Below are 26,950 nucleotides of genomic sequence, written 5' to 3' on the forward strand. Positions count from 1 at the left end.
ACTGCGTCATGTCGTGTCCATGACTAGTTGTTGCGTCATGGGGGTGGCCTGCGTGCGGGACGTCGACGTGGTGATTGCGGGGGGCGGCCCCGCGGGGTGCGCGGTGGCGGCGGCGCTCGCCGAGCTGGGGCTGTCCGTCCTGCTGGTCGACGCGGGCGTGGACCGCCACAAGCAACTCTCCGGCGAGCTGCTCCACCCCACCGGGGTGCGTGACTTGCGCAGCCTCGGCTTCGGTGACGTCGTGGACGCGTGGACCTCGCAACCCGTGCGAGGCTTCGCGGTTCTCTTCTCCGCGCCCGAGCGCACCGTCGTCCTTCCCTATGGACACGGCGCCACCGGGGTGTCGCTGGAGCACGCCACGCTCACCGTTCCCCTGTTGGAGGCGGTGGCCCGGCGTCCTGGCGTCACCCTTCAGGCCCACTCTCGCGTGACGGCCGTGGAGCAGAATGACGCGCACGGTGTGCGCCTTCGCTTCTCCCACGACGGTGTCGAGCACACGGTGCGCGCCCGACTGCTGGTGGCCGCGGACGGACGCGCGTCGCCCGTCCGGAGGATGGTGGGCATCGCCGAGCGCTTCACGCGCATCTCCACCATGCTGGGCGTCACGGTGGACAGCGCCTGTCTGCCCCACCCCGACCATGGACATCAGTTCGTCGGCGGCTCCGTCTACGCGCTGGCCTACGCCATCCAGCCCGGTGTGGCGCGGGTGATGGTGGACCTGCCGTTGGGCAGCACCGCGGCGACGTTGAAGGCCCAGCCGGAGCTGCTGCGCACGCTGCCCCCCGCGCTGCGCTCGGAGATTCTCCAGTCGCTGAAGGGGCCACTGGCTCCGCGCATGGCGTCCAACGACGACCGGCTCGCGGAGACCGTGCGGAGGGGGAGCGCCGTGCTGGTGGGCGACGCCGCTTCGTGTTGCCATCCCCTCACCGGTAGCGGCATGGCCTCGTGCTTCCACGATGCGCGCGCGCTCCAGGAGGCGATGCGCCGCCACCCGGAGGACCTCCCTCGCGCGCTCGAACGCTACGCACGGGAGCGGCGGCCGGCCCAGCGCACCCGTGTCGCGCTGGCCTCCGCGCTCTACGACGCTTGCGCCGGTCAGGACGAAGGCATGCGCGCGTTGCGCCTGGGATTGCTGCACTACTGGGAGCACAGCCCGAGGGGCGCCAGCGCCTCCATGGCCCTGCTCGCCTCCGAGGAGTCGCGCATGCGGGTGATGGCGCGCGAGTACCTGTGCGTCGTCGGCCATGGCCTGGTGGCGATGCGCTCGTCGCGCCGTCAGGAAGGTCGCCTCCGAGCCACCGTGCCGTTGCTGCGCTCGGTCGGACCGCCCCTGAGGGATGCCGTGGCGAGCACGGTGGAGCAGGTGGGGAGCTGGTGGCATCGCCGCGTCCGCCGCCCCGTCTACACGCTGGCCCGCTCGGGCTGGGTGTCACCCAGGCGCGCCTTCGCATCCAACTGATAGCTCCGGCCTCGCCAGTCCACCTCGCGCGACAGCCGCGCGGACAGCGCCACGCCCGCGCCCAGCAACGGCAGCACCGCGGGCACCCAGTAGTGCCGAGGGGCGATTCGCGGCCCGTTGAAGGCCCGCTGGAGTCGCAGCTGGCTCCACACGGAGAAGCCAATCGGCACTGACGCCAGGGCCGCATGTCCCCAGGCCCGTCGCGTGACGGCCGCCGCCAGCCCTCCCCACGCAAGCCAGCCCATCACCCCGCGTATCCAGTTGGGGCGCGCGAAGTTCCAGGGCAGGCCCGCCTCCGAGAAGAGGACCCAGCGCCGGAAGATGCGCAGGAACTCGCGCAGCTCCAGTTGTCCCGTGACGATGCGCAGGGGCGCATGGATGACGCGGTTCTTCCACCCGACCTCGTGCAGCTTGCGCCCCAGGTACATGTCATCCACGAACTGACCGGCGGCACACCCCACGCCGCCGATGGCCTCGAGCGCTTCGCGGCGGAACACCATCAACTGCCCCATGATGAAGGGCAGCGCGCCGTCAGGCCCCGCCGCGCGCGCGACCGACGAGCCGTACCAGGCATTCACCAGGAGCCCGTAACCCACGTCCCCCGCGAGGGGCTCCTCCGCCGCCGCGTAGATGGGGGCGAACGTCGCGCCCGTCAGTGCATCCTCCAGCAGCGCGCCCACCAGCGCCGTGAGCACGCCGGGCGCGGGCCGCGTATCCGAATCACTGAAGGCCAGCAGCGTGCCCCGCGCACGCGCCACGCCCATCTGCATGGCGTTGAGTTTTCCCGTCAGTCCGGGGGGCGGCTCGCCCGCCACGAGCAGCTCCACCCGCTTCGCGCCCGTCGGGTAGGTGGCGAGCTCCTCCCGGGTGACGGCGAACGCCGGGTCCTCCTCGCTGTCGAAGACGAAGAGCACCTCCCACTCACCGGGGTAGTCCAAATCCAGCAGCGCGCGGACGTTCTGTCGCGCCTCCACATCCAGTCCCCGGATGGGACGAATGATTGTCACCGAGGGCGGCTCGAACTTCCTCGGGGACGGGGCTGGACGCCGTCGCAGGCCGGCCATCAATCCCCGATGCCCGTGGACCAGCACACCCAGCGCCGCCGCTCCCGCCGCGACCCACGCCATGTCTCGCGTGTTCATGGCCTCACCTCCGTCCCCTCGCTCCGCGCATGCGGATGCCCATGGTGGCCAGGCCCCCACCAGTTCAGGTCCCCCATCAGTCGCATCATCGCGGGGACGATGAGCACCCGGACCAGCGTGGCATCCAGCGCCACCGCGATGGCCATGCCCAGCCCCATCGCCTTCACCACCACCACCGAAGCCAACGCGAAGGCCGCGAAGACAGCCACCATGATGGCCGCCGCGCTGGTGATGAGCCCGCCGGTCTGCTCCAGCCCCTCCGCGACCGCGTGGGTGTTGTCACCCGTGCGCAGCCATTCCTCGCGGATGCGGCTGAGCAAAAGCACCTCGTAGTCCATGGACAGACCGAACAAGGCGCAGAACAACAGGATGGGCAGGGACGGCTCGATGGGCCCGGGCTCGAAGCGCAAGAGCTGGTGCAGGTGCCCCTCCTGGAAGATCCAGACCAGGGCCCCGAACGAGCCCGCCAGCGAGAGCAGGTTCATCAACAGGGCCTTCAGGGGCAGCACCACCGAGCGCAGGAGCACGAAGAGGACGATGCACGTCATCCCCATCACGAAGCCCACGGCCGCGGGCGTGTGATGCCGCACGAAGGCCGTCGCATCCACGTCGGTGGCGGTCTGCCCGCCCACGAGCAGTCGTCCCTCTCCCACCGAGCGGTCCGCGCGCAGCGCCTTGACCAGCTCCCGCGCCTCACGACTGCTGGGGGGCGCGGACGTCAGCACCTGCAGCACCGCCACGTTGCCCGTGAGGTACGCATCCCGCGCGACGCGCAACTCCGGGGGCAACATCTCCGCGGGCGCGGCGGCCAGTTGTTGATAGGCGGCCTTGTCCATGCCGGGCGACAGGTCCACCGCGCTCTCCACGCCCACGACTCCAGGCAGCGACGCGAACCGTCGGCTCGCGTCGTAGAGGGCGGAGGCCCGCTGCGGTGTGAACGGGTCGCCCGATGGAAACTCCACCGCCACCAGCACCCGTGTCGCGGCCTCGCGTGGGAACAGCCGGGCCAGCGTCTCCGCGCCCTGGCGGGCTTCCGTGTCGGGAGGCAGCGCGGTGATGTCCGTGGCCGCCAACTCCAGGCGCCGGAACGGCAGCCCCATGGCCAACAGGAGCGCGAGCGTGGGCAGCAGCACGAGCCAGGGATGTTTCATCACCCACGTGGCCAGCGCGTGCCACATGCCACCGCGTCCCGTGGAACGGCCGAAGGGCAGCCGTCCCTTGTCCACCCTCGGCCCCAGCCAGGAGAGCAGCGCGGGCAGGACCGTGAGCGCGAAGAGCACCGCGAAGGCCACGACGAGCGCGCCGCCCAGTCCCATGGCGCTCAGGTACGAGCCACGAAAGAAGAGCAGTCCCGCCAGTCCCACCGTGACGGCCAGTCCGGAGAACGCCACCGCGCGCCCCGCAGTGTCCAGGGTGCGCGTCAGCGCCTGCTCCGTCGTCAGTCCTTGCGCGAGCTCGCCTCGGAAGCGGCTCACGATGAAGAGCGAATAGTCGATGGCCACGCCCAAGCCGATGAGCGAGACGACGTTGAGCGTGTACTGCGCCATGTTGGTGACGCGCGAGAGCAACAGCACGCCCGCCACGCCACAGAGGACAGCGAGCCCGCCCACCACCAGCGGCAGCATGGCGGCCACCACCGTCCGGAACACCCACAGCAACACCAGCAGCGCCAGCGGGAAGGAGATGAGCTCCGCGCGCAGCAGGTCATGCTCCAACAACTGGTTGAGCGCGGCGAGGAAGGCCACCTTGCCGGTCAGCGTCGTGTCGAGGCGCGGGTCCTCCACGGCGGCGCGCACGGCGGGGAACGCGGCGGTGGCCTCGCGCTCACCGCCCTTGAGCCGCACCAGGGCCAGCAGGTCGTGGCCGGTGCGAGACACGAAGCGTGCGCGCAGCGCTGGCGGGGCGCCCACCGGTGACACCACCGATTCGACCTCGGGCAGGCGCTGTGCTCGCGCGAGGACGTCCGCCACGGCTTTCGTGAAGCGTGGCTCGTCCACCGTCCAGGCGTCGTGGTGGAAGATGACCGCCAGCGTCTGGTCCGTCGACCCCGCGGCGGCGGGCCGGGCCAGCGCCTCCGCCTTCGCGGCTTCGATGCCGTCGATGGTGCCGGTGGTGAGGTGCCCTCCCTGGAGCAGCACCCAGATGGCCAGGACCAGGAACACGACGGCGCCCCCCAACACTCCGCTCCGGTGCCGGTGCACACCTCTGGCGAGCCGGGCGAACAGGGTGGGTGACGCTGTCGCGTCGCTCATGGCGCGGGGACTTCCTGGAACGATGCGAGGATTTCGCGCGCCGTATCCACCTTGACGCTGCCGCGCTCCACCAGCAGCAGCGCCACCTTCTCCACGTCCACGCCGCGCGCGCCCGCCGTCACCGCGACGCACCGGGCATGCAGCGCCATGTGCCCCTTCTGGATTCCCACCGAGCCCAGCGCGCGCACCGCCGCGAAGTTCTGCGCCAGCCCCACCGCCGCGAACACCATGGCCAGCTCTCGCACATTGGTGACGCGCAGGAGCTTGAGCCCGAGCTGCGCGCCGGGGTGCACCTTGATGGGGCCGCCCACCATGCCCAGCGCGAGCGGCAGCTCGATGCGGCCCACCAGGTGGCCCTGCTCCAGCGTCCAGCGGGACAGCGGCCCGTAGCGGCCCCCTCGGCACGCATAGGCATGCGCGCCCGCTTCGATGGCCCGCCAGTCCTGGCCCGTGGCGATGGCCACCGCATCAATCCCGTTCATCACGCCCTTGTTGTGGGTCGCCGCGCGGTAGGGGTCCGCCTCCGCGAAGCGGCTCGCCTGGAGGATGCCCTCGGCGATGTCCTCACCCGGCAGGCCGAAGTCCGCCAGCGCCGCCAGCGGGATGCGACAGGAGGCCCGCGCCAGTCGCTGGTCGGCGAGGTTGGACAGGATGCGCACGAAGACGCGGCCGCCGGTGAGCTGCTCGATGAGCGGCGCGACACCCTCCGCCATGGTGTTGATGAGGTTGGCGCCCATGGCCTCCTTCGTGTCGACCAGCAGGTGGACGATGAAGAGCGGCTCGCCCTGGGGCCCTTCGGGCGCGGGGAGGATGCGCACCTGCACGTCGCGCGCGCCGCCGCCTCGCCGCTCGAGCGCGGGGTGGAAGCTGTTGGCGAGGGCGAGCAGGTGCTCCCGCCCCGCCAGCAGCCGCGAGCGAGCGACCTCGGGCGTGCCATAGCGGGTGAGCTGCACCTGGCCAATCATCATCGAGGCGTCCGCGTCGGCGGTGAACCCACCGGCCTCACGCACCACCTTCGCGGCGAAGGACACCGCGGCGACGACGGACGGCTCCTCCACGGCCATGGGCACCAGGTGGTCGCGCCCGTTGACGGTGAGGTTCAGCCCCAGGCCCAGCGGCAGGGCGAACACGCCCACCGCGTTTTCGATCATCTGGTTGACGACGTCGAAGGTCGGCGCGCCCAGTGCCCTGAGCACCTGCAGTTCCTCCGGTGAGACATCTCCGCGCAATGCCAGTTCCCGCCAGCGCTCATCCACGGTGCGGCGGTGGAAACCTGGCAGGCGAGAGGACAGTGTGCCCGGTTGGACTTGCGGCAATCCCTCGTCCACCACTTCCGACATAGACGCCCCCCATTGCTCTGCCCGTCAATCACCATGGGAACTGGTGATGACCGACGGCGTTGGGCAGGGGCCCTGGGGCTTTCGGACGTCGCGAGGTCCAGGAGCGGACGGCGTGGCCCGCGTCTGTGGACACCTGGGCCTTTGCGTCGCGTGCCTGCCCCTCCCTCGGGTGCGAGCGTCGTGCTCAGTGGGCGAGCATCAGCCACGCGCCCACGAGCAGCATCCATCCGAACACGAGCGACTCCACCGTTCGCTGGATGAGTCCTCGCACGGGTGACTCGAAGGACAGCGCGACCATGCCGAGCAGGACGAGCTTGCCCACCGCGCCCGTCAGCGTGGAGAGCGACGCCAGCGCGGGCAGGTCCTCGAACACGCGCTGCAGTTCGATGAGCCCGCCGCCCGCGCCGAAGTAGCCCAGCCCGGCGACCAGGTTGTGCATCTGGTTCTTCCAGGTGCCCCAGAACGGCGCGCCCTCGTCGCATGGGAACACCGCCGCGCCCACGTAGCTGACGCCCAGCAGCGACAGCAGCGCGAGCCCGGAGATGACGTCTCCCTCCGGCGCGAGCCGCGCGTTGAGCACGGCGGAGAAACCCATGACGGCGAGCCCCGCGGGCGCGAAGCCGAGCCAAGCCACTCGCTTCGCCTCGGGAGCCCCCGACGCGCCCAACTCGCTGATGGTGTGGCGCAGGTGGCTGTAGCCGGGACGCCGACGCGCGAACCACCACGGCGGCAGGGCGGTAAGCGTCGTGGCGAGCAGGGCTGCGAGGAAGACCCCAGGGTTCATGCGCTTATTCCAAGGGGGCAGGGGGCCCGGAGAAAGGGGATTCGATGGGGGCTAGCCCCGCGCCCGGGGCGTCGTCAGATTGCAGGGGCTTACGCCATGAGGAGGGCGTCATGTCGCATCGCAGCCGACTCTCGGGCTTCATCATCGATTGTGAGACCGGGGACATGCGGTCCGCCGCCACCTTCTGGGGCCAGGCGCTGGGCCTCCGGGTGGGCGAGCACGAAGTCGAGGGTGGAGCCGAATACGTGGGCCTCCAGGACACTCCAATGGGGCTGCACGCCGCGCTGCAGAAGGTCTCCCACCCTTCGCGCATCCACCTGGACATCGAGGCGGACGACCAGGACGCGGAGGCCGCGCGCCTTGAGGTGCTGGGCGCCCGGCGCATCGGCTGGGTGAAGCGCTGGTGGGTGATGGAGGCGCCCACGGGCCATCGCTTCTGCATCGTGAAGATGAACAACCCGGACCAGGGGCCGCCACCCACCGTCTGGGGCTGAGTCCCGTCGCGGTGGGCCTCGGGCTCAGAGTGCCGCAGCGGCACGGAGCGGCAGGGCTGGGTGCGACTCGCTTGGCGTCGCGGTGGACCTCGGGCTCAGAGTGCCGCAGCGGCACGGCCGGGCGCGACTCGCGTCCCGTCGCGGTGAGCCTCGGGGATCAGAGCGCTCCGGCCACACTGGCGCGCAGGCGGCGGAGCCCCTCGTCGATGCCGTCCGCTGTGAGCGCGCCGTAGCCCAGCACCCAGCCATGGCGCGTTGGCGCGCCGGCGAAGTACGGGGAGAGCGCCTCCACTCCGACACCCGCGGCGCGTGCCTGCCCCGTGAGCGCCTTCTCCAGCCGAGCGCCACCCCGCGCGAAGGTCGCGCACAGGTGCAGGCCCGCGACGGAGGGCAGCAGGCGGAGCCCGGAGCCAAAGTGGCGCGTGAGCCCTTCGGTGAGTCGCGCGTGCCGGTGCTCGTACTCGCGCCTCGTCTTGCGCAGGTGACGGGCCAGCAGGCCGGTGTCGATGAAGCGCGCGAGGACCGCCTGAGCGGGGAGCTGGCTGTGGCTGTCCGCCACCTGCTTCGCCAGCCGCAGCTCCCGCCGGAGTGACGGCGGCGCGACGAGGAATCCCAGGCGCAGCCCGGGCAGCAGCACCTTGGAGAACGAGCCGACGTAGAGGACGCGCCCGGAACGGTCCAGGCCATGGAGCGTCTCGAGCGGCCTGCCGCCGAAGCGGAACTCGCTGTCGTAGTCGTCCTCGATAACCACCGCGTCGCGCTGGCGGGCCCAGTCGAGCAGCGCGAGTCTTCGCGCCGGTGACATCACGATGCCGAGCGGAAACTGGTGGGACGGCGTGACGTAGACGAGGCGCGCGTCGTCCGGCAGTGCGCTCACGTCGAGTCCTTCCGCGTCGACGGGAACGGGCACGACGCGCGCACCCAGCGACTGGAACAGGAGGCGCGCGGGTGGGTAGCCCGGCTCCTCGACGGCGACGCAGTCTCCGGGCTCCAGCAGGACGCGCCCGATGAGGTCGAGCGCCTGCTGGGCACCGTGGGTGATGAGCACGTCCGTGGCGTCGGCGCGCACGCCGCGCGACACGCCGATGTGGCGCGCCACGGCCTCCCGCAGCTCGGGCTGTCCGGACGGGTCCATGTAGGCCGCCGTCATCGCCGAGGCGCGCAACTGCCTCGCCATCAATCGGCGCCAGGTCTCGAACGGAAACAGCGCGGCGTCCGGGATGCCGACGCGGAAGTCATGGCGCGCGGGGGGCTCGGGCGGGCGAGGGGTGGGCAGCTTGCTCCAGATGGCCCGAGGGCGCAGCTTCACTCCGGCGGAGGCCCTGCCTCGCGGGGCGTGCTCCCGAGGCGGCTCCTGGACGATGCTGCCCGCACGGCTGCGCCCCGCGAGCAGCCCCTCCGCGCCCAGCCACTCGTAGGCGACGCTCACCGTGTTGCGTGACACGCCCAGCCGCTGGGCCAGCTCGCGCGTGGGCGGCACCCGCTCTCCGCCGCGCAGGCGACCGTCGAGAATCTGCGCTCGCAGGCCCCGGTAGATCTGCCCCGCCAGGTCCCTGCGGTCCTTGAGGTCGACGTGAAGGTCCATGCCAGGGACCTCCATAGATTGGCCCAATGAGATTCGTCAAACCTGGACCTGTCGGCGGGCCATGGAGGGAGCACCCTGTCGGCACTTCTCAACCGAACCCTGGAGCCCCCATGAGCCCCGCTGCCCAGTCCCTCACGTCACACCCCGTCGACCCCGCGCGCATGCCCTGGATTCCCATGGGCCCGCCGGGCCTCTCCTTCAAGCCGCTGCGCTTCTTCCGGGATGGCGCGGGCTGGATGTACATCTTCCGGCTGGAGCCCGGCACCCTGATTCCCCGTCACCGACACACGGGCGAGGTGCATGCCGTCAACCTCTCCGGGACGCGCAAGCTGCTCGACACCGGCGATGTGGTGGGACCCGGTGGCTACGTCTACGAGCCGGCGGGCAACACCGACAGCTGGATGGCCATCGGTGACGAGCCGGTCGTCATCCTCATCACCGTGCGCGGCGCCATCGAGTACCTGGACGCCGAGGGCCGGGTCACCAAGAGCGTCGGCTCCGCCGAACGGCTGGAGACCTACCGGCGCTGGTGCGAGGCGAACGGCGCGGAGTTCCTGGCCACCCTCGAGTGAGGACCTCAGTGGTGGAGCTGCGCCTCCACCGTGTCCAGCACCTCGCCGCCCTCGCCGGTGAAGACGAGCTTCGTCATCGCGAGGGCGAAGCCCGCCACCTGCTTCGCGGTGACCCGGGGTGGCATGGAGAGCGCGTGCGGGTCCGTGACGACGTCGACGAGGGCGGGCCCCGGATGTGAGAGGGCTCGCTCGAAGGCGCCGCGCACGTCCCCGGGGGCCTCCACGCGCTGCCCCATGACGCCCACGGCCTCCGCCAGCTTCGCGAAGTCCGGATTCACCAGGTCCGTCTCCGTGTCCGGGTAGCCCGACACCTGCATCTCCAGCTTCACCATGCCGAGCGAGCTGTTGTTGAAGATGACGACCTTCACGGGCAGGTCGTACTGCGCCAGCGTGAGGAAGTCGCCCATCAGCATGGCGAAGCCGCCGTCCCCGGACATGGAGATGACCTGCCGGTCCGGGTACAGCAGCTGCGCGCCAATGGCCTGCGGCAGCGCGTTGGCCATGGAGCCGTGCGTGAAGGAGCCGATGATGCGCCGCTCGGCGGTGGCGCGCAGGTAGCGGGCGGACCACACGTTGCACATGCCCGTGTCCACGGTGAAGACGGCGTTGTCGGCCGCCACCTCGTCGAGCAGGGCGGCCACGTACTCCGGATGCAGGGGGCGGTGCGAGCCGACGTTGCGCACGTGGGTGTCCAGCTTGCGCCGCGCCTTGGCCAGCTCCTCCAAGGCATTCTCCAGATGGCGCCGGTCTTCCTTCTGCTCCAGCCGGGGCAGGAGGGCGCGCAAGGTCTCCCGGATGTCGCCGCAGACGCCCAGGTCCAGGCGCGAGCGGCGGCCCAGGTGCTCTGGCCGCACGTCCACCTGGGCGATGTGGGGCTTCACGGGCATGAACGCGTCGTAGGGGAAGTCGGTGCCCAGCAGCAGGAGGACATCACACGCGTGCATGGCTTCGTACGCCGCGCCGTAGCCCAGCAGGCCCGTCATGCCCACGTCGTAGGGGTTGTCGTACGCCACCCACTCCTTGCCCCGGTACGCGTGGCCCACCGGAGACTGGAGCGCCTTGGCCAGCGCGAGCACCTCCGCGTGGGCGCCCTTGCAGCCGCTGCCGCAGAACACCGTCACCCGTGAGGCGGAGTTGAGCAGCGCGGCCAGCCGGTCCAACTCCGCGTCGGCCGGGCGGACCACGGGGAGCGCGGTGGAGAAGCTGGAGGGGACGTCCTCGCCCGCGTCGAGCGCGGCGATGTCTCCGGGAAGCACCACGGCGGATACGCCGCCTTTCGCCAGCGCCGTCCGCGCGGCGAGCCGGAACAGGCGCGGGGCCTGCTTGGGGTTGGACACCATCTCGCAGAAGTGGCTGCACTCGCGGAACAGCAGCTCCGGGTGCGTCTCCTGGAAGTACGAGGTGCCAATCTGCTCGCTGGGGATGTGAGAGACGAGCGCGAGCACCGGGGCGTAGCTGCGATGGGCGTCATAGAGCCCGTTGATGAGGTGCAGGTGGCCCGGTCCGCAGCTCCCCGCGCACACCGCGAGCTTGCCGCTGAGCTGGGCCTCGGCGGAGGCGGCGAAGGCGCCGGCCTCTTCGTGCCGGACGTGGACCCACCGCAGCTTCCCCTGGCTGCGGCGCACGGCGTCGGTGATGGGATTGAGGCTGTCGCCGACGACGCCGTAGATGCGCTCGGCACCCGCGTCGATGAGCGTCTGGACGAGCGCATCCGCCACACTGGAGTGACTCATGCGAGTGAAGCTGGGGGGCGCCCGGCTTCCGGACAACCCGAGTCAGCAGGGGAGCAGGCACTCCGCTGGCCGCCCTGGACGCGGGAGGGCATCCCGCGTCAGGCGTCGCGATTACTTCTTCGGCGCTTCCACGCCGTTGGCGGTCCAGACGTAGTGCTGCTGCCAGTTCCCACCGATGCCCACCCCTTCACCCCGGTCGTGATTGGGGACGAGGTACTCCGGCAGGCCCGCCTTCTGGAAGCTGTCCGGCACGCGGGTCCCCGACTGGAAGTGGGCCTTGTTCGACACCGTGTACTCCAGGTTCGGCTTGCCCGTCTTCTCGTCGATGCCGGTGCACTTCACCTGCGTGTGGTACGAGCCCATGAACCACTCCAGCGACGTATAGGCCCCCTGCTTGTCGTCCTTCGCGGACGCGCTGCCTTCCTCGGCCGTCCCTGGGCCCGTGAACTTGTAGAGCCCCGCGTTGTAGTCCGGGTGGTTCACGTCGTTCGGCGAGAACGTGTCGCCCACTTTCGGGTTCGGGAACTTCTCGAAGAACGCGTCCGTCACGGCCTGCTGGTGCGGGCGGCCGGCGAGGTCCTCCGTGTACGCGTTGTCGCGCACGGTGACGACGTCGACGCCGCCCTCCTTGGTCCAGGTGCCCAGGTCCTTGGGCTTCTCCTCCAGCAGCCACGTGCTCCACAGGCCCGGCCAGTCCGCCTTGAGCTCCTGGCCCGTCACGGGGTCCTTGGTCCGGTTGATGCCGTTGAGGTCCACGTCCGCCAGCTTCTGGAGCTTGTCCGTCACGCCGGAGTCCTTGCCCAGCACCACCTCGGAGCCCTTGGCGAGCACGTCCATACCCTTCTCGGTGCCACTCAGCAGCAGGTCCGTCGCGCCGCTCGGTAGCAGCTTGTCCGCGCCTTGGTAGGCCACCCGCAGGCCCGTCTGGAGCGCGTCGCGCGCCAGGTCCTTCGGGTCCGGGAGCACCTGCTTCAGCTTGTCCGTCACCGGATTGTGCTTCACCACCTCGAACACGTCCTTCGAGGTGTCGACGACCGTGTTCTTCGCGTCCTTCGCCTTGTCGACGACCGCGTCCTTCGCGTCCTTCGCCTTGTCGACGACCGCGTCCTTCGCGTCCTTCGCCTTGTCGACGACCGTTCTCTTCACATCGCTGAAGCTCGGGACTCTAAAATTCATGACAGGCCTCTGGGGGGTGTGGGGGCCGGCAGCAAATGACCTACAAAAGAGTTATCGGTCCCTCCCTTCCGCGGTTTCTTGGGGGCTGAGATATCCCTGACTCACCCTCGGTGAGGGATAGAACGGCCAGCCCCTAACGGGGTGCGTCAGCGACAAAGGTCGGTTCGAGGGGCTTGGGCGTACGTGAGCCTCCAGCGTGGAGCGGGGCGGCACACTGGGGGACTCACGGGACGGGACGACGGACCTGGACGGTGCTCCAGCTCACTCGTAACAGCTGCTGGCGACTTCCCGCAGCTCGACGATGCCCCACTCACTGGCGGGACACGCGTGGGCATATTCCAGGGCCTCATCGCGCGTCTTGCAGTTGAGGAGGAAGAAGCCGCCGATGATTTCCTTCGACTCGGTGAACGGGCCGTCGCTCACCGTGCGCTTGCCCCCGTAGTTCTCGATGCGCACCGCGTGGTCATCGGACTTGAGCGCCTCGCCCGTCACGAGCACGCCATTGGTCCGGAGCTTCTCCTGGAAGGCCATCATCCGAGCGTAGGCGGCCTGGCCTTCATCGAGTGGCCGAGCCTGGCGCTTCCCCGGGGCCTCCATCATCAGCAGCATGAATGACATCGCGCTCCCTCCTTTTGAGAGCCGCGACTCTACGCCAGCCCCGTGACACGTCGTCGAGCCACCGAAGGTGCGTTGCTCGCTCTCCATCGCTTGCCCGCCAGTCGCACGGTGCGTTTTTCATTCGGGCGGACCGCGCCGCTTTCCCCTGTCCGGTATCCGACGGGAGTGGACCGCCGCCGCACCATGGGTGAGAGAGGACCGCGCGCCACTCTGGGTGTGCCTCGGTGGTTGACCCCGCGCGTCGGAGAGGGGAGCGTGCAGTGCGATGAGTGCCGGCCCCGACCTGTTCTCTGCTTCCGTTGATGTGAATCGCTTCGCTCCCCTCGCGGAGCGGATGCGTCCACGCACGCCCGATGAGTTCATCGGACAGTCCCATCTGCTCGGCCCGGGAGGTCCGCTGCGCCGGTTGATGGAGCGCAAGCAGATTGTCTCCTCGCTGTTCTGGGGCCCGCCTGGCGTGGGCAAGACGACGCTGGCGCGCATGCTGGCCTCCAGCGTCGACGCGGAGCTGGTCATCCTGTCGGCCGTGTCGGACGGCATTCCCCGCATCCGCGAAGTCGTCGCGGAGGCCGAACGCGCGCGCAACCAGTACTCGCGCCGGACGGTGCTCTTCGTGGACGAAATCCACCGCTGGGCGAAGAACGTCCAGGAGCAGGCGCTGCCGCACGTGGAGAGCGGCCTGCTCGTCCTGCTGGGCGCGACGACGGAGAACGTCAGCTTCGAGGTGCGCCCCGCGCTCGTCAGCCGGTGCCGCGTCTTCCAGCTCCAGGACCTCACGCTCGCGGACATCCAGGGCGCGCTCCAGCGAGCACTCACCGACGAGAAGCGCGGCCTGGGCAAGCGCAAGCTGACCGTGGGAGAAGACGCACTCGCGCTGCTGGCGAGGGGCGGGGCAGGGGACGTGCGCAAGGCGCTGGGCGCGCTGGAGATGGCCGCGGGGCTGACGGCGGACGGTGGCGAAATCAACGTGGACACGGCGCGCGAGGCGGTGGGCACGGGGCTCGCGCGGCACGACAAGGATGGAGACCAGCACTACGACCTGCTGAGCGCGCTCCAGAAGTCCTGCCGGGGTTCCAACGCGCAGGGCGCCATCTTCTGGGCCGCGAAGCTGCTGCAGACAGGGGACGTGGTGTCGCTGTGGCGCAGGCTCAAGGTCATCGCCGTGGAGGATGTGGGCATGGCGATGCCGGAGGCCATCACCATCGTCCGCGCGTGCGAGGAGAGTTTCCACTCCACGGGCATGCCGGAGGGGCGGCTGTTCGTCGCGCATGCCGTCGTCACGCTGGCCACGGCGCGCAAGAGCAATCGCGCCTATGCGGCGATGAACGCCGCGCTCGCCGCGCTGGAGGAGCACCCCAACGCGGCGCCGCCGCTGCCGCTGCGCAACGCGCCCACGGACTTGATGAAGGAGCTGGGGCACGGCAAGGGCTACACCCCGCCCTGGGACTTCAAGGACCACTACGCCCCGGGGCAGACGTATCTGCCCCCGCCGCTGGAGCGCTCCGTCTTCTACCGCCCGAGCAAGGAAGGCTATGAGGCGGAGATCCACGAGCGCATGAGCCACTGGTGGCGCGAGGACAAGGCCAGCCGGGGCGAGTAGGGCCCGGGCTACTCCTCTCTGTCGCGCGCGGCTTGCGCGAACTTCAGGAGGTCCCCGCGCTCCCAGTAGGAGGGCGGCGGGGGCCGCGAGCGGCCTTCCTGCCGGAGCACGTGGTTCTCCAGCTCGTCATCGAAATACCAACCGCACTGCCCTCTCACCCGGGCGTCCAGGAGCCTCGCGAGATCTTCCGGGGTCCCCAGACGATTGAGGGCCCAGGCCGCCTCGTTCGCTTCGTCCGAAGCCGGAGGCGCGCCGAACCCGCCGATGTCCCCAGGGCCCGGTGGAGTCTCGAGCGCCCGGTACAGCAGCGAGCGGCTGGCCTCGGCATCCAACACACCCAGCCATCGAATCGCCTCGGAACGCAGGGTCGCCCCGGGAGACTCGTCGACGGCCACCAGGCGCAGCGGCTCGAGCCACTCATGCAGTCCCTCTCTCACCAGCCCCGCGGCCGCGTTCAGCCTCACCCTCGGGGAATCGGAGTGCGCGAGGAACGTGAGCCGGTCCCTCCAGCCCGCTCCGGATTCTCCCAGGCCCATCAGCCCTTCCATGGCGAGGAGCTGCCCGTGCACGTCCTCGTCGCGCAGCCATCTCAGGAACAGGGGCCTGTCCTCGGGCCGGGGGTGTCTGGCCGCGAGTTGGTGGGCTCTCATCACGAGCGGCAGATTGTCCGGGTAGGAGACCGCGGCGAATGTCCAGCGGAGCGCGGCGGCCCGGTCCCGCGCGAAGAGCTCCATGAGCAGCGCTCCGCGTGCCTCGACATCCACGTCGAACGAGCAGAGCAGCTCATACAGGAGCGGCCGGGCCGCGCCCCATTCACCCAGCACCTTCACTGCGCGCCCGAAGGGCTCCGGGCGCTCGACGATGTTCGCGCGGTTCACGACCAGCGCCAGGCTCTCCGCGAGGACCACCTTGCGCAGGGCGCGCGACAGTCCCTCCGTGCCGAGCGCCGCGTGCAGCTCCCGCAAGGGGAGCAGGAATTCGGCCACGGCCCGTTGGTGGAGCTCCGGATGGGAGGTCAGCAGTCGCACCTGCTCGGCGGGCGACAACCTGGGAAGGACATGCCACTTCAGGTGGTCGGTCGGCCAGTTGCGGGCCCATTGCGTGAGCAGGTCCCACATTCCGGGGCGGTTCCGGCATTCGAGGGCGACGAATCCATTGAGCTCGTGTCCTCGGTCGCCTTGCTTGTCGAGGTGATGGCGGTCCTCTTCCCACCACTTCAGGAACAGCCATTCCATGAGAGAGGGGGTGAGCGCGCCCGGTCGTTGGTCGTGGAGGATTCTCGCGCGCGTGTCTGGCATCGCCGCGCTCAGGACGTCCCTTGCGAGCTCCTCGGAGTCCTCGTCGAGCCCCGCTTCGCAGAGCACGCTGGACAGGGTGAAGGTCGGGCCTGGTTCCCTGCTCAAGAGGTCGTCGCCCTCGTACGAAGGGGTCCGCCCCGCGAGCCGGGAGAACTCCTCTCGTGACAGCTTCAGCCAGGGGGGGCGCCCGTGCGCGAGGCGCATCACCGCGTCTCTCACGTCGTAGGTCTCGCGCGGGTCCAACAGCACCGAGCGAAGCAGGGACTGATGCTGTCCGGCCGTATCGAGCCGTCCGATGAGCCGGACGAGTCGCTGGCGGACCCACTTGTCGTGAAGGGGAGTGCTTCGCAGCAGGGACACGAGTTGCGCGCAGAGATTCTCGCGCGAGGACCACACCACTCTGGGACTGGAAACCACGGTGGACGCCGCGTTGGGACCGGGGGGCGAGGCCGGCTGCGTGGTTGCAGAAGTCAACGAAAAGCTAGCCCGTGTGGGCGCCCCTCGCAACCCACGGCACACTGTGGCCGTTGGACACCTGTCGGCCTTGAGAGGCTTTCGCGCTCGGGCGCGGGCCGTCCTTGCATCGGCGGACGAGGGTGCTCTATTCCGCCGCGTGACGGTCTCCGAGAATCATCGTGCCATCGAAGCGGTCTGGAGGATTGAGTCCGCTCGGCTCATCGCCGGCCTGACGCGCATGGTGCGCGACGTCGGGCTCGCCGAGGAACTCGCCCAGGACGCGCTGGTCGCCGCGCTGGAGCGCTGGCCCACGGCCGGCATTCCGGACAACCCGGGCGCGTGGTTGATGGCCACCGCCAAGCGACGCGCCATCGACGAGCTTCGTCGGGGCAAGCGCCTGGAGCGCAAGCACGAGGAGCTGGGCCACGAGTTGGAGTCGGACCAGGCGCACGGCGCCCCGGACCTGGACGCGGCGCTCGACAACGACGTGGGCGACGACCTCTTGCGCCTCATGTTCATCGCCTGCCATCCCATCCTCTCGACGGAGGCGCGCGTCGCGCTCACCTTGAGGCTGCTCGGGGGCCTGACGACGGACGAAATCGCGCGCGCCTTCCTGGTGCCATCCCCCACCGTCGCCCAGCGCATCGTCCGGGCCAAGCGCACGCTCTCCGAGGAGAAGGTGCCCTTCGAGCTGCCCCGGGGCGAGGAGCTCGCGGTCCGCCTGTCGTCGGTGCTGGAGGTCATCTACCTCGTCTTCAACGAGGGGTATTCAGCGACGGGGGGAGACGACTGGATGCGGCCGGAGCTGTGCGCGGACGCGCTGCGGCTGGGACGCATCCTCGCGGAGCTGGCGCCCCAGGAGCCGGAGGTCCACGGCCTGGTCGCGCTGATGGAAATCCAGGCGTCGCGCTCGCGGGCCCGCGTGGGGCCCAACGGTCAACCCGTGCTGCTGCTCGAGCAGAACCGCGCGCAGTGGGACCAGCTCCTCATCCGCCGTGGGCTCGCGGCGCTGGAGCGCGCGGAGAAGCTGGGCGGGGCGCAGGGGCCGTATGCGCTGCAGGCCGCGCTCGCCGCCTGTCATGCCCGGGCGCGGCAACCGGAGGACACGGACTGGGCGCGCATCGCCTCGCTGTACGCGGTGCTGGTGCGGCTCACGCCGTCGCCCGTCATCGAGCTGAACCGCGCCGTCGCGCTGTCGATGGCGTACGGCCCCGCCGCCGGGTTGGCCGTCGTCGACACGCTGACCGCGGAGCCTTCGCTCGCCAGCTACCACCTGCTGCCCAGCGTGCGCGGAGACCTGCTGCGGAAGCTGGGCCGCTTCGACGAGGCGCGCAAGGAGTTCGAGCGCGCCGCCTCGCTCACGCGCAACGCGCGCGAACAGACGCTGCTCCTCGACCGCGCCGCGGCCTGCGCTCGCAAGGAGGCATAGTCGCGCCAGGCTCGCTCGCACCTGCGTGACGCGGGACCTCCGCCTGAGGCTCGAAGTAGCGGGACGCGAGCACGTGCTCCGCGCGAGGGTGACGCAAGGGGGGCCGTCGGCGGCACACGTACTCTCGTGGAAATCTTTCACGACCCCTGGAGCCGAAGCGTTGACGGGCATGCGCAAGCCCTCGCTTCGTCCCTCGCCAGGCGTGGGTGAGGGTCCGCCGGGGGTTGTCGCCGTGGGAGTTGGACTACCCTGCGCGCATGTGCCGGAACATCAAGCCCCTGTTCAACTTCTCGCCTCCCGCCACGGATGACGACATTCGCGCGGCGGCCCTGCAGTTCGTCCGGAAGATCGCCGGGACTCGCAAGCCGTCGAAGCAGAACACGGATGCGTTCGAGGTCGCCGTCGAGGAAATCTTCCGAAGCTCGAAGCTGATGCTGGACGGGTTGGTGGCGACGACGCCCCCGAGAGACAGGGTGCGGTTCGAGGCCCTGAAGAAGCTTCGCTACAAGAAGGCCGACGCCGCCGGCTGAGTCCCGCCCGCGAGTCCTGGCCGCTGACCGACTGTTTCCACGCAGTGCACACGGCGCATGGGGCCGAGGCCGGCCCTTGCGCTCGGAGGTCGTCCGATGAAGCGGTCCTCGTGGTGGTCTGTCGTTGCCGTCGCCTCGCAGCTCGCAGTGGGTTGTGGAAGTGAGAGTCCGGAGACCTCCCCGGGAGAGGAGCCCGCGAATACCGCCACCGGGGCGCTCGCATGCAGCACGCGCATCACCTACGGAGACCGCTGGATTCATCCCTCGGGCCACCCCGGGAATGAAGACGTCGCGGCGGACCTGGTGACGTGGGATGGCGTCTGCGTCAACGAGGGCACCAACTCCTACGCCGTGCTCTCCAACGGCTGGAAGCCGTACTTCACGGGCAACAACGCCTGTGTGCTGGCGCTCGACACCACCTGTCCTGGCGCGGGGGCTTGTGCCACGCGAGTGACCTACGGCGCCGCGTGGATGCACCCGGCGAATCACCCCGCGCAATACGACGACGTAGGCGGGCGCGTGTTCTGGGACAGGGCTTGTGTGAATGCGGCCCCCAACTCCTACGCCGTGCTGTCGAACGGCTGGGGGCCCTACTTCAGCGGAGCGAATGCCTGCGGCATGTCCATGCGCTACACGGGCTGCGGTGGCCTGTACCAGAATCCCGTCGTCGCCTCGGACTGCGCGGACCCGGGCGTCATCCATGACGGCACTCGCTACGTGGCCGCGTGCACCTCGGGGGGCGCCGCGAGCGCCTTCCCGCTGCGCGTCTCCACGGACCTGGTGACGTGGACGGGCGCGGGCTCCATCTTCCCCGCCGGGAGTCGGCCGTCGTGGGCGACTGGTGACTTCTGGGCGCCGGAAATCCACCGGGTGGGCGGACGCTTCATTGCGTACTTCACCGCGCGGCACTCGAACGGAAAGCTGTCCATTGGCGCGGCCACGTCCACCAGCGCCACCGGGCCGTTCACGGACCTGGGCCGGCCCCTCATCCACGACGCGGGCATGGGGATGATTGACGCGACGTTCTTCACGGACACCGCCGGGACGGGGTACCTCGTGTGGAAGGCGGATGGGAACGCGGTGGGCCAGCCGACGCCCCTCTACGGCCAGGCGCTCTCCGCGGACGGCCTGTCGCTGGTGGGAACCCGGCGCACGCTCATGACCAACAACCTCGCCTGGGAAGGCGGCGTGGTGGAGGCTCCCTGGGTCGTCGCGCGCGGCGGCTACTACTATCTCTTTTACAGTGGTAACGCGTATTACAACAGCACCTACGCCGTGGGAGTCGCCCGGGCCACCAGTCCGCTGGGGCCGTACACCAAGGCGGGCGCGCCCATCCTCACGACGGGAGGCGGCTGGGTGGGACCGGGCCACAACTCCGTGGTGAACGGACCGGGCGGCGACACGTACATGGTCTACCACGCGTGGAACAGCGCTCACACCGCGCGGGTCATGCTCGTGGACGCCATCACCTGGCCCAACGGTTGGCCCGCGGTGCCGGAGGCGCCCTCGGCGGGTTCGCGTCCCCGGCCGTAGCCTTGGGAGAGCTCGAGGGGGGCACGGTGCGCCGTGCCCCCTTCCGGCGTCAGGACATCCCGGCGGAGGTGTTGAGCGAGGCCTCGGGGGCCTCGACCTTCTGGGGCCCCAGGGCGGAGCGCTGCAGCCAGCCCGCGAGCCCGAGCAGCACGAGTCCGGATGTCCGCAGCGTGCGCAGCAGCTCCGCGCCATGCGCCGCGTCGCCGGGGAGCAGCGGGGCCAGCCACACGCGCGCGTCGTACAGCAGCCACGTGGCGCCGGACAGGCCCATGGCCCACCACACCCAGGCGAGCCGTCCACCGCGCAGCATGTACGCGACGCTCAGGATGGGGGCGACCAGGAAGATCGTCGTCATGTCCGCCAGCGTCGACGCCAGGCTGATGACCGCCGAGGGCGCGGAGTTGACGCCAGAGGCGAGGTTGCGCACCTCCGTGACGAGCGAGGGGATACCCACCGCCAGCGCGGCGATGGCCGTCACCGCCCACAGCGCCTTCGTGCGAGGGCTGGAGGGAGGCTGGAGGCCCGACTGCCGGTAGGTCATCGCCAGGAGAACCAGCGCGTAGGTGGTGGCGATGTTGGCCAACACCACGGCGACCATGCGGTAGGGCAGCAGCGGCGAGGCCGTGAAGGCGACGTCCGGCACCGTGTGCAGCCAGTAGCTGCGCAGCGCCGCGCTGACCAGGGACAGGGCTGCCCCCGCCGTGAGTCCGCCCCACACCTTGCGCAGGTAGTCCCCGGAGACGAACGCGCTCGCCGCGGCGAACGTGCCGGCGACGGCGAGCAGTCCGCTCACCCAGCCCGCGACGTCATGCACCAACGCCAGTCGCTCGGGCGCCGCCGTCGCGACGGCGAAGAGGTGGGCGAACTGGAGCACCACCACGGCGCCGAACCACGGCGCGACGGAGGCGGAGCGACTGGAAGCGGAAGCGGGGCTCATCGCGCCTTCTCCAGCGAGGTGGCGATTTCCGCGAGGATGACCTTGGCGTGCAGCGCGCCAATGAAGGTGTTGAGCATCGGCTTGAGGCCTTCGAGCAGTTGCGGGAGTTCCTGGAGCGTGACCTGCTCCGGCGGGCGCTTCAGCGCGCGCAACGCCGCCGTGTGGATGGCCATCTTGGCGGTGAAGCCTCCGAGCAGGGGTTCGAGGTGACGCACGAGAATGTCGTGCCAGCCAGCGGGGGCGGTCTGGGAGGACGAGGTGATAATCGCGAACGCTCCTGGTGAGGACTTCCAGGGTAGAGCGAATCCCGAAGACATACGAGCGGCCCGTCCGCGCCTCCCGTCGATTGAGTCCAGTTGCACCTGGATTACAGGGAGAGCCCGTCTTGAGAGCGACAACAGGTGTAGCGGGTGAGGACCGCGCGTGCTGAGCCCGGCCGCCGGATGCACGAGCAGGCATCCGGCGATGGATGTGGGAGGGTTCAGGCCTTGATGTATCGCTCGAAGACGAAGCCGAAGTCCTTCACCCAGTACTTCTGCTGCGCTCCGGCGAGCCAGGCGAAGGCGGCCTGGTTGAGCTCCTTGAAGGACTCGACGATGGGCGTGGCGCCCGCCTGGCCGCGGCCGAGCGTGGTGGAGGCGACCTCCAGGCTCGTCTTCGCGTGGCTCAGGGAGACTTCGTTCTCGTGCATCAGCTCGGAGATGCGGAACAGGGCCTTGTAGAGGTCCTTCACCTGCTCCAGGTGCTTCTTGTGCACGTCGATGGAGAAGTCGCGCGCGCCCAGGCGGAACTTGATTTCGACGTCCATGTCGATGTTGCCCGCCGTCTCGAGCATGACGTGCGAGACGGGGTTGGCGCTGTACGTGTAGCGGCGAAGCATGCGCTTCTTGCTCGCGGCGCTGGTGCCGTCGAGGTGGACGAGCGCCTTGTTGGTGAAACAGTACTCGTCGGACTTGGACTTGATGAGGAAGAAGATCTTCTCCTGGTCCTCGTGCATCACATAGTCGTCGGAGTCCACCTTGTCGTAGTCCGCCGAGGTGATGACGGAGCCGATGTCACTGAGGCCGAGCGCGTCTGCGGCGAGCTTCCCGAACATGTCAAATCTCCCTGTGTGCCAACTGCATCGAGGTGGAACCGCGTGGGCCGTACCGAGCCCCGCGCGAGCATAGGAGACGACCCCGTCACAGGTCGAAGCGAATGCCCTGCGCCAGGGGCAGCGCGTCGGAGTAGTTCAGCGTGTTGGTCTGCCGCCGCATGTACGCCTTCCACGCGTCGGAGCCGGACTCGCGGCCTCCGCCGGTGTCCTTCTCGCCTCCGAAGGCGCCGCCAATCTCCGCGCCGGAGGTGCCGATGTTGACGTTGGCGATGCCGCAGTCGGAGCCGGCGGCGGACAGGAACTTCTCCGCGCTCTGGAAGTCCCGGGTGAACACCGACGACGAGAGGCCCTGGGGCACGCCGTTCTGGAAGGTGAGGGCCTCGTCCAGCGTCCGGAACGGCATGACGTAGAGGATGGGCGCGAAGGTCTCCGTCTGGACCCACGCATCCGTGGGCTTCACGCCGGTGATGAGCGTGGGCTGCACGAAGTGGCCGTCGCGCTCCAGCGCCTTGCCCCCGCTGACGATGCGGGCCCCGGCCGCGCGGGCCTGGGCGACGGTGGCCTCGAAGCGTTGCACGGCGGCCCGGTCGATGAGGGGACCCATCAGCGTGCCCGGCTCCAGCGGGTCGCCGATGCGCTTCTCCACCTGGGCGTAGGCGGCGGCGAGTCGGCCCACCACGTCGTCGAGGATGGACTCGTGGACGAAGAGCCTCCGGGTGGTGGTGCAGCGCTGGCCCGCGGTGCCCACCGCGCCGAAGACGATGGCGGGAATCGCCAGCTTCAGGTCCGCGGTGGCGTCCACGATGATGGCGTTGTTGCCGCCCAGCTCCAGCAGGCTCCGCCCCAGTCGCTGCGCCACGCGCACGCCCACCTGCCGCCCGACGGCGGACGAGCCGGTGAAGCTCACCAGCGCCACGCGCGGGTCCTCCACCAGTCGCTCGGCGCGCCCGGTGCCCGAGGCGTTGAGCAGGAAGAAGACCTCCGGGAAGCCGCCGGCCTTCAGCGCGGCGTTGCAGATGCGCGTCGCCGCGATGGCCGTCAGTGGCGTCTTGGGCGAGGGCTTCCAGATGGACACGTCACCGCACACGGCGGCGATGAACGCGTTCCAGGCCCAGACGGCCACGGGGAAGTTGAAGGCGCTGATGATGCCGACCATGCCCAGGGGATGCCATTGCTCATACATCCGATGGCCCGGGCGCTCGGAGTGCATCGTCAGGCCATAGAGCATGCGCGACTGGCCCACCGCGAAGTCGGCGATGTCGATCATCTCCTGCACCTCGCCGTCGCCCTCGGCCTTCACCTTGCCCATCTCCAGCGCGACGAGCGAGCCGAGCGCGTCCTTGTTCCGGCGCAGGGCCTCGCCACACAGCCGGATGGCCTCACCCCGACGGGGAGCGGGCAGCGCGCGCCACGCCACGAAGGCCTGGGCGGCGGCGTGCATCAGCTTCTCGTGGTCCTCCGCGCTCGCGGACGACACGGTCGCCAGGCGCTGGCCATTGGAGGGATTGAAGACCTCCAGGGCCGGCTCGGAGGAGGAGCCGGTCCACTCGCCTTGACCGATATAGCTGCCAGGGTTGTGCTCGGTCAGGCCGAGCGCGTCGAGGATGGGGTGGAGCATGGGCGTCTTCCTACAACGTCGGTGGCTTCCTGGCGACCGGCGGCGGAGGCGCGCGGCCCGGCTGCGTGAGGACCCAGTCGACGAAGGTCCGCGCCGCGGCCCGGAGCCGGCGGTGGGAGGGATACACCACGAAGTAGGAGTAGCGCGTGGGCAGCGAGGGACCGGGCAGTCGGACGAGGCTTCCGTTGGAGAGAAAGGGCTCGGAGACCTTGTCCCGCGCGAGCGCCGCGCCCAGCCCCCGCGCGGCGGCGAGCAGCGCGTTGGTGGTGTCGCTGAACGAGTAACGGACGTCGATGCGCGCGCCGTGCACCTCGGCGGCGCGGAACCAGTCCTGCCAGGACTGCCGCGCGTGGTCCCCGACGAGCGGCAGCTTCTGGATGTCCGCCGGGGCTGACACGTGCTCGACGCCGGGCAGGTCCGGGGAGGCCACCGGGAACATGGTGTCTGGCATCAGGTGGTGGGCCGTCATCCCCGGCCAATGACCCAGGCCATAGCGGATGCCCAGGTCGGGGCCTCCCTCGTCGAAGCTCGTCAGCGCCATCTCCGTGTCGATGCGCACCCGCACGTGCGGGTGGGCCGAGGTGAAGTCTGGCAGGCGCGGCAGCAGCCAGGTGTGGGCCAGCGAGAGCATGGTGGTGATGCGCACGCGGTGGCGCTCTTCCCGGGTGTCGCCCAGGTCTCGCATCACGTCGTCGATGTCCGCCAGCGCGCTCTGCGCGGCGTCGGAGAGCTGACGTCCCTCTATCGTCAAGGACACGCCGCGCGCATGCCGCTGGAAGAGGGTGACGCCGAGCAGTCCCTCCAGCTTGCGCACATGGTGGCTGACCGCGCTGGCCGTCAGGTGGAGCTCCTCCGCCGCATGGGCGAAGTTCTGGTGGCGCGCGGCCGCCTCGAAGGCCGCCAGGGCCGGCAGCCAGGCCGTGGGAAGGGGCATGCGAGCCTCAAATCACACTTGTGGCTGCCCTCAAAACCATGAGGTTGCAGGTAGAGTGGCGCGGGCGCAGAAAGAGGGTGACCGGAGCCAGATTCGTGCCTCGCAGTCACCCTCCTATGGAACGCCCCATGAATTCTTCCACGCTTGCCCGTCCCGCCGTTCCCGCCCTGTCAGGTGCCTGGCTCACCCCGTTGGAGCTGGGGTTGCTGGGGGCCATCTGGGGCTCCTCCTTCATGTTCATGCGCATCGCCGCGCCGGACTTCGGGGCGCTTCCGCTCGTCTCGGTGCGACTGGTGCTGGGCTCGCTGGTGCTGATGCCGTTCCTCGTGCGCCACCGAGCGGTCTTCACCCGCTCGCACTGGCCGAAGCTGGCGCTGGTGGGCGCGCTCAACGCGGCGGTGCCCTTCGCGCTCTTCGCCTGGGCCGCCCAGCGCGCGCCGGCGGGCATCAGCGCCATCGCCAACAGCATGACGGTGCTCTTCACCGCGCTGGTGGCCTTCCTCTTCTACGGAGAGCGCATCGGCGGGCGGCGGGCGGTGGCGCTCGTCATCGGCTTTACGGGCGTGGTGGTGCTGGCCAGTGGGAAGATCGCCGGAGCCAGTCCCGGCCTCGCGGTGGCGGCGGGCGTGTCCGCGGCCTTCCTGTACGGCGTCGCGGCGAACCTGGTGCGCCGTCACCTCACGGGCCTGCCGGCGGGCGCTGTCGCGGCGGCCACGCTGGGCTTCGCGGCGCTCCTGACGTTGCCTTTCGCCGTGGCCTCCTGGCCCACCCAGCCCATCCGGGGCGTGTCCTGGCTGTCGGCGGTGACGCTCGGCGTGCTCTGCACGGGGATGGGTTATGCGCTGTACTACCGCCTCATCCAGCGCGTCGGCGCGCCCCGCGCCGTCACCGTCACGTACCTGCTGCCGCTGTTCGGTGTGGCCTGGGCGTGGCTGCTGCTGGACGAGCCGGTGACGCTCACCATGGTCGCCGCGGGCGCGCTCATCCTGGGCAGCGTCGCGCTGAGCCAGCGACAGTCTTCCTGACGGAAGCCCGCCGCCGGCCCGGCTGGCAGTGGCTCAAGGACAGCCGGAGCTGACCTGGAGCGAGTCATAGGCCATCCACCCGTTGCGCTTGGTTCCGGTGGTGGCCGCGATGACATAGCCATACAGGAACTTCATCTCCCCGGACTGCTGGCGATATCGGCCCGCGCTGTCCTGGACCCAGAGGGGGATGTCGATGGAGGGAATGCCAGACTCCGTGGGCACGTCCAGGCGCTGGAACTTCGTGCCCGCGGGGAAGTGGTCCACGGCCGGTCCGCCCAGCGCCATGCCCGGGACGTTGAAGATGAGGTTGACCGAGCGCAGCCCGTTGGCGCGAACCAGCGGCAGGTAGTCTCCGGCGCGCTCGTGCGTCGCCTCGCTGTCGTAGACGACCTTCTTGAGCTCCAGCACCGGGTCATGCGAGTTGCGCACGGCGTAGCAGCCCAGCTTGTTCAGCCCCGCGCCAAGCGCCGAGACATGGCCGACCTTCTGCTCGAAGGACGTGCGCCCCAGGATGCTGGAGATGGGCAGCCACCCGGCGCTGGAGTTGGACGTGGAGACCGCGAACGCATACAGCTCTCCCGCGAACGTGCGCGTCTGCCCATAATTGAAGGCGGCGCTGGTGCGCGTGTTCGTCCCCACCACGGTGCCGTTGCCGTCCCGGATGGGGACCCCCGTCGAAAGCCCCCAGTTGTCGTCCGCCGGGTCATTGGTGGGGACGCGGTTGCCACCGTTCACCTGCAGCTTGCAGTTGTAGGGGCTCACCAGGCAGTAGTCGCCGTTCACCCCGGCGAAGGCCGCCTGCTCCCGCGTCGACAGGTCTCCCTCCGCCTCGATGCCCTCCGCGGGGGATGCGCCTCCGCAGGCGGTGGTCGTCGACAGGAGGAAGGTCAGACTCGTCAAAAGCAGTTTTCGCATATTTACAGGAACTAGTTGAAATACCTTGTCGTCGTCAATGCGCGCTTCGTCGAGCACAGGCAGTGCGTGTGGCGGCGCGGAGAAGTCAGACAGTGGACAGGCCCCTAGGTGTTTCGACGGCCCGGGACTCGACACGGCTCGTTGTGAGGGATTGCGGCGAGAGCGCCGTGCGTCGGCCTGTCATTGGCCCGGCGTTGGCGACTCCCACGGAGTCCACCTGGGGTCTGGGGCTTGGGGGTAGTCTGCGCGGCGCGATGGCCCGCCCCACTGACGTCTCCGTTCCCCCGCGCCGCTTCCATGACGAGCCGCTCGTCCTCATCCTCCGCCACCTGAAGGCGACGCTCGACGGAGCCGTCGCGGTGCGCATCGAGGTGCCGGACCCGGACCTGGGCCGGGGCTGCTATCCGGGAGAGCGGGTGGGGCC

Annotated in this window: 23 protein-coding genes and 1 pseudogene; 9 read left to right on the forward strand and 15 right to left on the reverse strand. The window is 69.9% G+C overall.

The genetic code is table 11. The annotated features are described in order from the left end of the window. Positions 1–52: 52 nt before the first annotated feature. Positions 53–1,459 carry an FAD-dependent oxidoreductase gene (locus FJV41_RS22950; protein ID WP_181790856.1) on the forward strand — a complete coding sequence of 469 codons (1,407 nt, stop codon included), beginning with the start codon at positions 53–55 and terminating at the stop codon, positions 1,457–1,459. On the opposite strand, the gene FJV41_RS22955 is transcribed toward FJV41_RS22950, so the two are convergent. From FJV41_RS22955 to FJV41_RS22970, 4 genes are all read right to left on the reverse strand, one after another. Then, positions 1,402–2,601, reverse strand: coding sequence for a glycosyltransferase (locus tag FJV41_RS22955; RefSeq protein WP_141644668.1), 1,200 nt, complete (start codon positions 2,599–2,601; stop codon positions 1,402–1,404). The two genes, FJV41_RS22950 and FJV41_RS22955, sit on opposite strands and share 58 nt — an antisense overlap. Further along, positions 2,598–4,853 carry an MMPL family transporter gene (locus FJV41_RS22960; RefSeq protein ID WP_141644669.1) on the reverse strand — a complete coding sequence of 752 codons (2,256 nt, stop codon included), beginning with the start codon at positions 4,851–4,853 and terminating at the stop codon, positions 2,598–2,600. Before FJV41_RS22960 ends, FJV41_RS22955 begins: the two co-directional genes overlap by 4 nt. Continuing rightward, complete coding sequence (locus FJV41_RS22965; protein WP_141644670.1) at positions 4,850–6,193, reverse strand: hydroxymethylglutaryl-CoA reductase, degradative; 1,344 nt, start codon at positions 6,191–6,193, stop codon at positions 4,850–4,852. The genes FJV41_RS22960 and FJV41_RS22965 overlap by 4 nt, the downstream gene beginning before the upstream one ends. A 184-nt stretch (positions 6,194–6,377) precedes the next feature. Further along, positions 6,378–6,977 (reverse strand): DUF998 domain-containing protein, encoded by a 600-nt coding sequence (locus FJV41_RS22970; protein ID WP_141644671.1) that lies wholly within the window; start codon positions 6,975–6,977, stop codon positions 6,378–6,380. A 110-nt stretch (positions 6,978–7,087) separates the two neighbouring features. Here FJV41_RS22970 and FJV41_RS22975 point away from each other — a divergent pair, with 110 nt between their 5' ends. Next, entirely contained in the window at positions 7,088–7,471 is a 384-nt protein-coding gene (locus FJV41_RS22975; protein ID WP_141644672.1) for a VOC family protein, read from the forward strand. 157 nt (positions 7,472–7,628) lie between these two features. Here the strand turns inward: FJV41_RS22975 and pdxR are convergent, their stop codons facing one another. Next, positions 7,629–9,056 (reverse strand): MocR-like pyridoxine biosynthesis transcription factor PdxR, encoded by a 1,428-nt coding sequence (gene pdxR / locus FJV41_RS22980; RefSeq protein ID WP_141644673.1) that lies wholly within the window; start codon positions 9,054–9,056, stop codon positions 7,629–7,631. 110 nt (positions 9,057–9,166) lie between these two features. Between pdxR and FJV41_RS22985 the strand changes: the two genes are divergently transcribed. Continuing rightward, positions 9,167–9,628, forward strand: a complete 462-nt coding sequence (locus FJV41_RS22985) for a 2,4'-dihydroxyacetophenone dioxygenase family protein (RefSeq protein ID WP_141644674.1) — start codon at positions 9,167–9,169, stop codon at positions 9,626–9,628. A 5-nt stretch (positions 9,629–9,633) separates the two neighbouring features. Here the strand turns inward: FJV41_RS22985 and poxB are convergent, their stop codons facing one another. The 3 genes from poxB to FJV41_RS23000 all read right to left on the reverse strand — a co-directional run bounded on the left by poxB (position 9,634) and on the right by FJV41_RS23000 (position 13,155). Then, the gene (poxB, locus tag FJV41_RS22990) at positions 9,634–11,361 is read right to left on the reverse strand and encodes a ubiquinone-dependent pyruvate dehydrogenase (protein WP_141644675.1); all 1,728 of its coding nucleotides are present in this window, start codon (positions 11,359–11,361) and stop codon (positions 9,634–9,636) included. A 111-nt stretch (positions 11,362–11,472) separates the two neighbouring features. After that, positions 11,473–12,507 carry a hypothetical protein gene (locus tag FJV41_RS22995; RefSeq protein WP_141644676.1) on the reverse strand — a complete coding sequence of 345 codons (1,035 nt, stop codon included), beginning with the start codon at positions 12,505–12,507 and terminating at the stop codon, positions 11,473–11,475. A 291-nt stretch (positions 12,508–12,798) separates the two neighbouring features. Further along, complete coding sequence (locus tag FJV41_RS23000; RefSeq protein WP_141644677.1) at positions 12,799–13,155, reverse strand: YciI family protein; 357 nt, start codon at positions 13,153–13,155, stop codon at positions 12,799–12,801. A gap of 265 nt (positions 13,156–13,420) precedes the next feature. Here FJV41_RS23000 and FJV41_RS23005 point away from each other — a divergent pair, with 265 nt between their 5' ends. After that, on the forward strand, positions 13,421–14,755 hold the full coding sequence (locus FJV41_RS23005; protein WP_141644678.1) for a replication-associated recombination protein A: 1,335 nt from the start codon (positions 13,421–13,423) through the stop codon (positions 14,753–14,755). Between the two features lie 8 nt (positions 14,756–14,763). On the opposite strand, the gene FJV41_RS23010 is transcribed toward FJV41_RS23005, so the two are convergent. Next, positions 14,764–16,413, reverse strand: coding sequence for a HEAT repeat domain-containing protein (locus FJV41_RS23010; RefSeq protein WP_141644679.1), 1,650 nt, complete (start codon positions 16,411–16,413; stop codon positions 14,764–14,766). A gap of 253 nt (positions 16,414–16,666) precedes the next feature. On the opposite strand from FJV41_RS23010, the gene FJV41_RS23015 reads away from it, so the two are divergent. The 3 genes from FJV41_RS23015 to FJV41_RS23025 all read left to right on the forward strand — a co-directional run bounded on the left by FJV41_RS23015 (position 16,667) and on the right by FJV41_RS23025 (position 20,001). After that, the gene (locus FJV41_RS23015) at positions 16,667–17,938 is read left to right on the forward strand and encodes an RNA polymerase sigma factor (protein ID WP_141644680.1); all 1,272 of its coding nucleotides are present in this window, start codon (positions 16,667–16,669) and stop codon (positions 17,936–17,938) included. 257 nt (positions 17,939–18,195) lie between these two features. Beyond that, the gene (locus FJV41_RS23020) at positions 18,196–18,468 is read left to right on the forward strand and encodes a DUF2277 domain-containing protein (RefSeq protein ID WP_141644681.1); all 273 of its coding nucleotides are present in this window, start codon (positions 18,196–18,198) and stop codon (positions 18,466–18,468) included. Between the two features lie 96 nt (positions 18,469–18,564). Further along, on the forward strand, positions 18,565–20,001 hold the full coding sequence (locus FJV41_RS23025) for a glycoside hydrolase family 43 protein (RefSeq protein WP_181790858.1): 1,437 nt from the start codon (positions 18,565–18,567) through the stop codon (positions 19,999–20,001). 49 nt (positions 20,002–20,050) lie between these two features. Here the strand turns inward: FJV41_RS23025 and FJV41_RS23030 are convergent, their stop codons facing one another. The 5 genes from FJV41_RS23030 to FJV41_RS23050 all read right to left on the reverse strand — a co-directional run bounded on the left by FJV41_RS23030 (position 20,051) and on the right by FJV41_RS23050 (position 24,586). Beyond that, positions 20,051–20,938 (reverse strand): hypothetical protein, encoded by an 888-nt coding sequence (locus tag FJV41_RS23030; RefSeq protein ID WP_141644683.1) that lies wholly within the window; start codon positions 20,936–20,938, stop codon positions 20,051–20,053. Next, a complete protein-coding gene (locus FJV41_RS23035; RefSeq protein WP_141644684.1) occupies positions 20,935–21,153 on the reverse strand; it encodes a hypothetical protein in 219 nt (72 codons plus the stop codon). The genes FJV41_RS23030 and FJV41_RS23035 overlap by 4 nt, the downstream gene beginning before the upstream one ends. A gap of 266 nt (positions 21,154–21,419) precedes the next feature. After that, positions 21,420–22,034, reverse strand: a complete 615-nt coding sequence (locus FJV41_RS23040; protein WP_141644685.1) for a PH domain-containing protein — start codon at positions 22,032–22,034, stop codon at positions 21,420–21,422. 85 nt (positions 22,035–22,119) lie between these two features. Continuing rightward, complete coding sequence (amaB, locus tag FJV41_RS23045; protein ID WP_141644686.1) at positions 22,120–23,652, reverse strand: L-piperidine-6-carboxylate dehydrogenase; 1,533 nt, start codon at positions 23,650–23,652, stop codon at positions 22,120–22,122. A 10-nt stretch (positions 23,653–23,662) separates the two neighbouring features. Further along, positions 23,663–24,586, reverse strand: coding sequence for a LysR substrate-binding domain-containing protein (locus tag FJV41_RS23050; RefSeq protein ID WP_141644687.1), 924 nt, complete (start codon positions 24,584–24,586; stop codon positions 23,663–23,665). A 128-nt stretch (positions 24,587–24,714) separates the two neighbouring features. Here FJV41_RS23050 and FJV41_RS23055 point away from each other — a divergent pair, with 128 nt between their 5' ends. Then, entirely contained in the window at positions 24,715–25,611 is an 897-nt protein-coding gene (locus FJV41_RS23055; protein ID WP_141644688.1) for a DMT family transporter, read from the forward strand. A gap of 33 nt (positions 25,612–25,644) precedes the next feature. On the opposite strand, the gene FJV41_RS23060 is transcribed toward FJV41_RS23055, so the two are convergent. Beyond that, the gene (locus tag FJV41_RS23060; protein ID WP_141644689.1) at positions 25,645–26,526 is read right to left on the reverse strand and encodes a hypothetical protein; all 882 of its coding nucleotides are present in this window, start codon (positions 26,524–26,526) and stop codon (positions 25,645–25,647) included. 242 nt (positions 26,527–26,768) lie between these two features. On the opposite strand from FJV41_RS23060, the pseudogene FJV41_RS23065 reads away from it, so the two are divergent. Beyond that, positions 26,769–26,950: pseudogene (locus FJV41_RS23065) on the forward strand (SAM-dependent methyltransferase); the annotation flags it as partial.

Source organism: Myxococcus llanfairpwllgwyngyllgogerychwyrndrobwllllantysiliogogogochensis, from assembly GCF_006636215.1.
Taxonomy (GTDB): Bacteria; Myxococcota; Myxococcia; order Myxococcales; family Myxococcaceae; genus Myxococcus; species Myxococcus llanfairpwllgwyngyllgogerychwyrndrobwllllantysiliogogogochensis.

Coding starts and splice junctions, on each gene's coding strand:
- FJV41_RS23050 (WP_141644687.1), bottom strand. CDS start 24,586: ATGCCCCTTCCCACGGCCTGGCTGCCGGCCCTGGCGGCCTTCGAGGCG.
- FJV41_RS22965 (WP_141644670.1), bottom strand. CDS start 6,193: ATGTCGGAAGTGGTGGACGAGGGATTGCCGCAAGTCCAACCGGGCACA.
- FJV41_RS23040 (WP_141644685.1), bottom strand. CDS start 22,034: ATGTTCGGGAAGCTCGCCGCAGACGCGCTCGGCCTCAGTGACATCGGC.
- pdxR (WP_141644673.1), bottom strand. CDS start 9,056: ATGGACCTTCACGTCGACCTCAAGGACCGCAGGGACCTGGCGGGGCAG.
- FJV41_RS22970 (WP_141644671.1), bottom strand. CDS start 6,977: ATGAACCCTGGGGTCTTCCTCGCAGCCCTGCTCGCCACGACGCTTACC.
- FJV41_RS23000 (WP_141644677.1), bottom strand. CDS start 13,155: ATGTCATTCATGCTGCTGATGATGGAGGCCCCGGGGAAGCGCCAGGCT.
- FJV41_RS22960 (WP_141644669.1), bottom strand. CDS start 4,853: ATGAGCGACGCGACAGCGTCACCCACCCTGTTCGCCCGGCTCGCCAGA.
- FJV41_RS22985 (WP_141644674.1), top strand. CDS start 9,167: ATGAGCCCCGCTGCCCAGTCCCTCACGTCACACCCCGTCGACCCCGCG.
- FJV41_RS23060 (WP_141644689.1), bottom strand. CDS start 26,526: ATGCGAAAACTGCTTTTGACGAGTCTGACCTTCCTCCTGTCGACGACC.
- FJV41_RS23025 (WP_181790858.1), top strand. CDS start 18,565: ATGAAGCGGTCCTCGTGGTGGTCTGTCGTTGCCGTCGCCTCGCAGCTC.
- FJV41_RS23005 (WP_141644678.1), top strand. CDS start 13,421: ATGAGTGCCGGCCCCGACCTGTTCTCTGCTTCCGTTGATGTGAATCGC.
- FJV41_RS23030 (WP_141644683.1), bottom strand. CDS start 20,938: ATGAGCCCCGCTTCCGCTTCCAGTCGCTCCGCCTCCGTCGCGCCGTGG.
- FJV41_RS23020 (WP_141644681.1), top strand. CDS start 18,196: ATGTGCCGGAACATCAAGCCCCTGTTCAACTTCTCGCCTCCCGCCACG.
- FJV41_RS22975 (WP_141644672.1), top strand. CDS start 7,088: ATGTCGCATCGCAGCCGACTCTCGGGCTTCATCATCGATTGTGAGACC.
- FJV41_RS22955 (WP_141644668.1), bottom strand. CDS start 2,601: ATGAACACGCGAGACATGGCGTGGGTCGCGGCGGGAGCGGCGGCGCTG.
- amaB (WP_141644686.1), bottom strand. CDS start 23,652: ATGCTCCACCCCATCCTCGACGCGCTCGGCCTGACCGAGCACAACCCT.
- FJV41_RS23055 (WP_141644688.1), top strand. CDS start 24,715: ATGAATTCTTCCACGCTTGCCCGTCCCGCCGTTCCCGCCCTGTCAGGT.
- poxB (WP_141644675.1), bottom strand. CDS start 11,361: ATGAGTCACTCCAGTGTGGCGGATGCGCTCGTCCAGACGCTCATCGAC.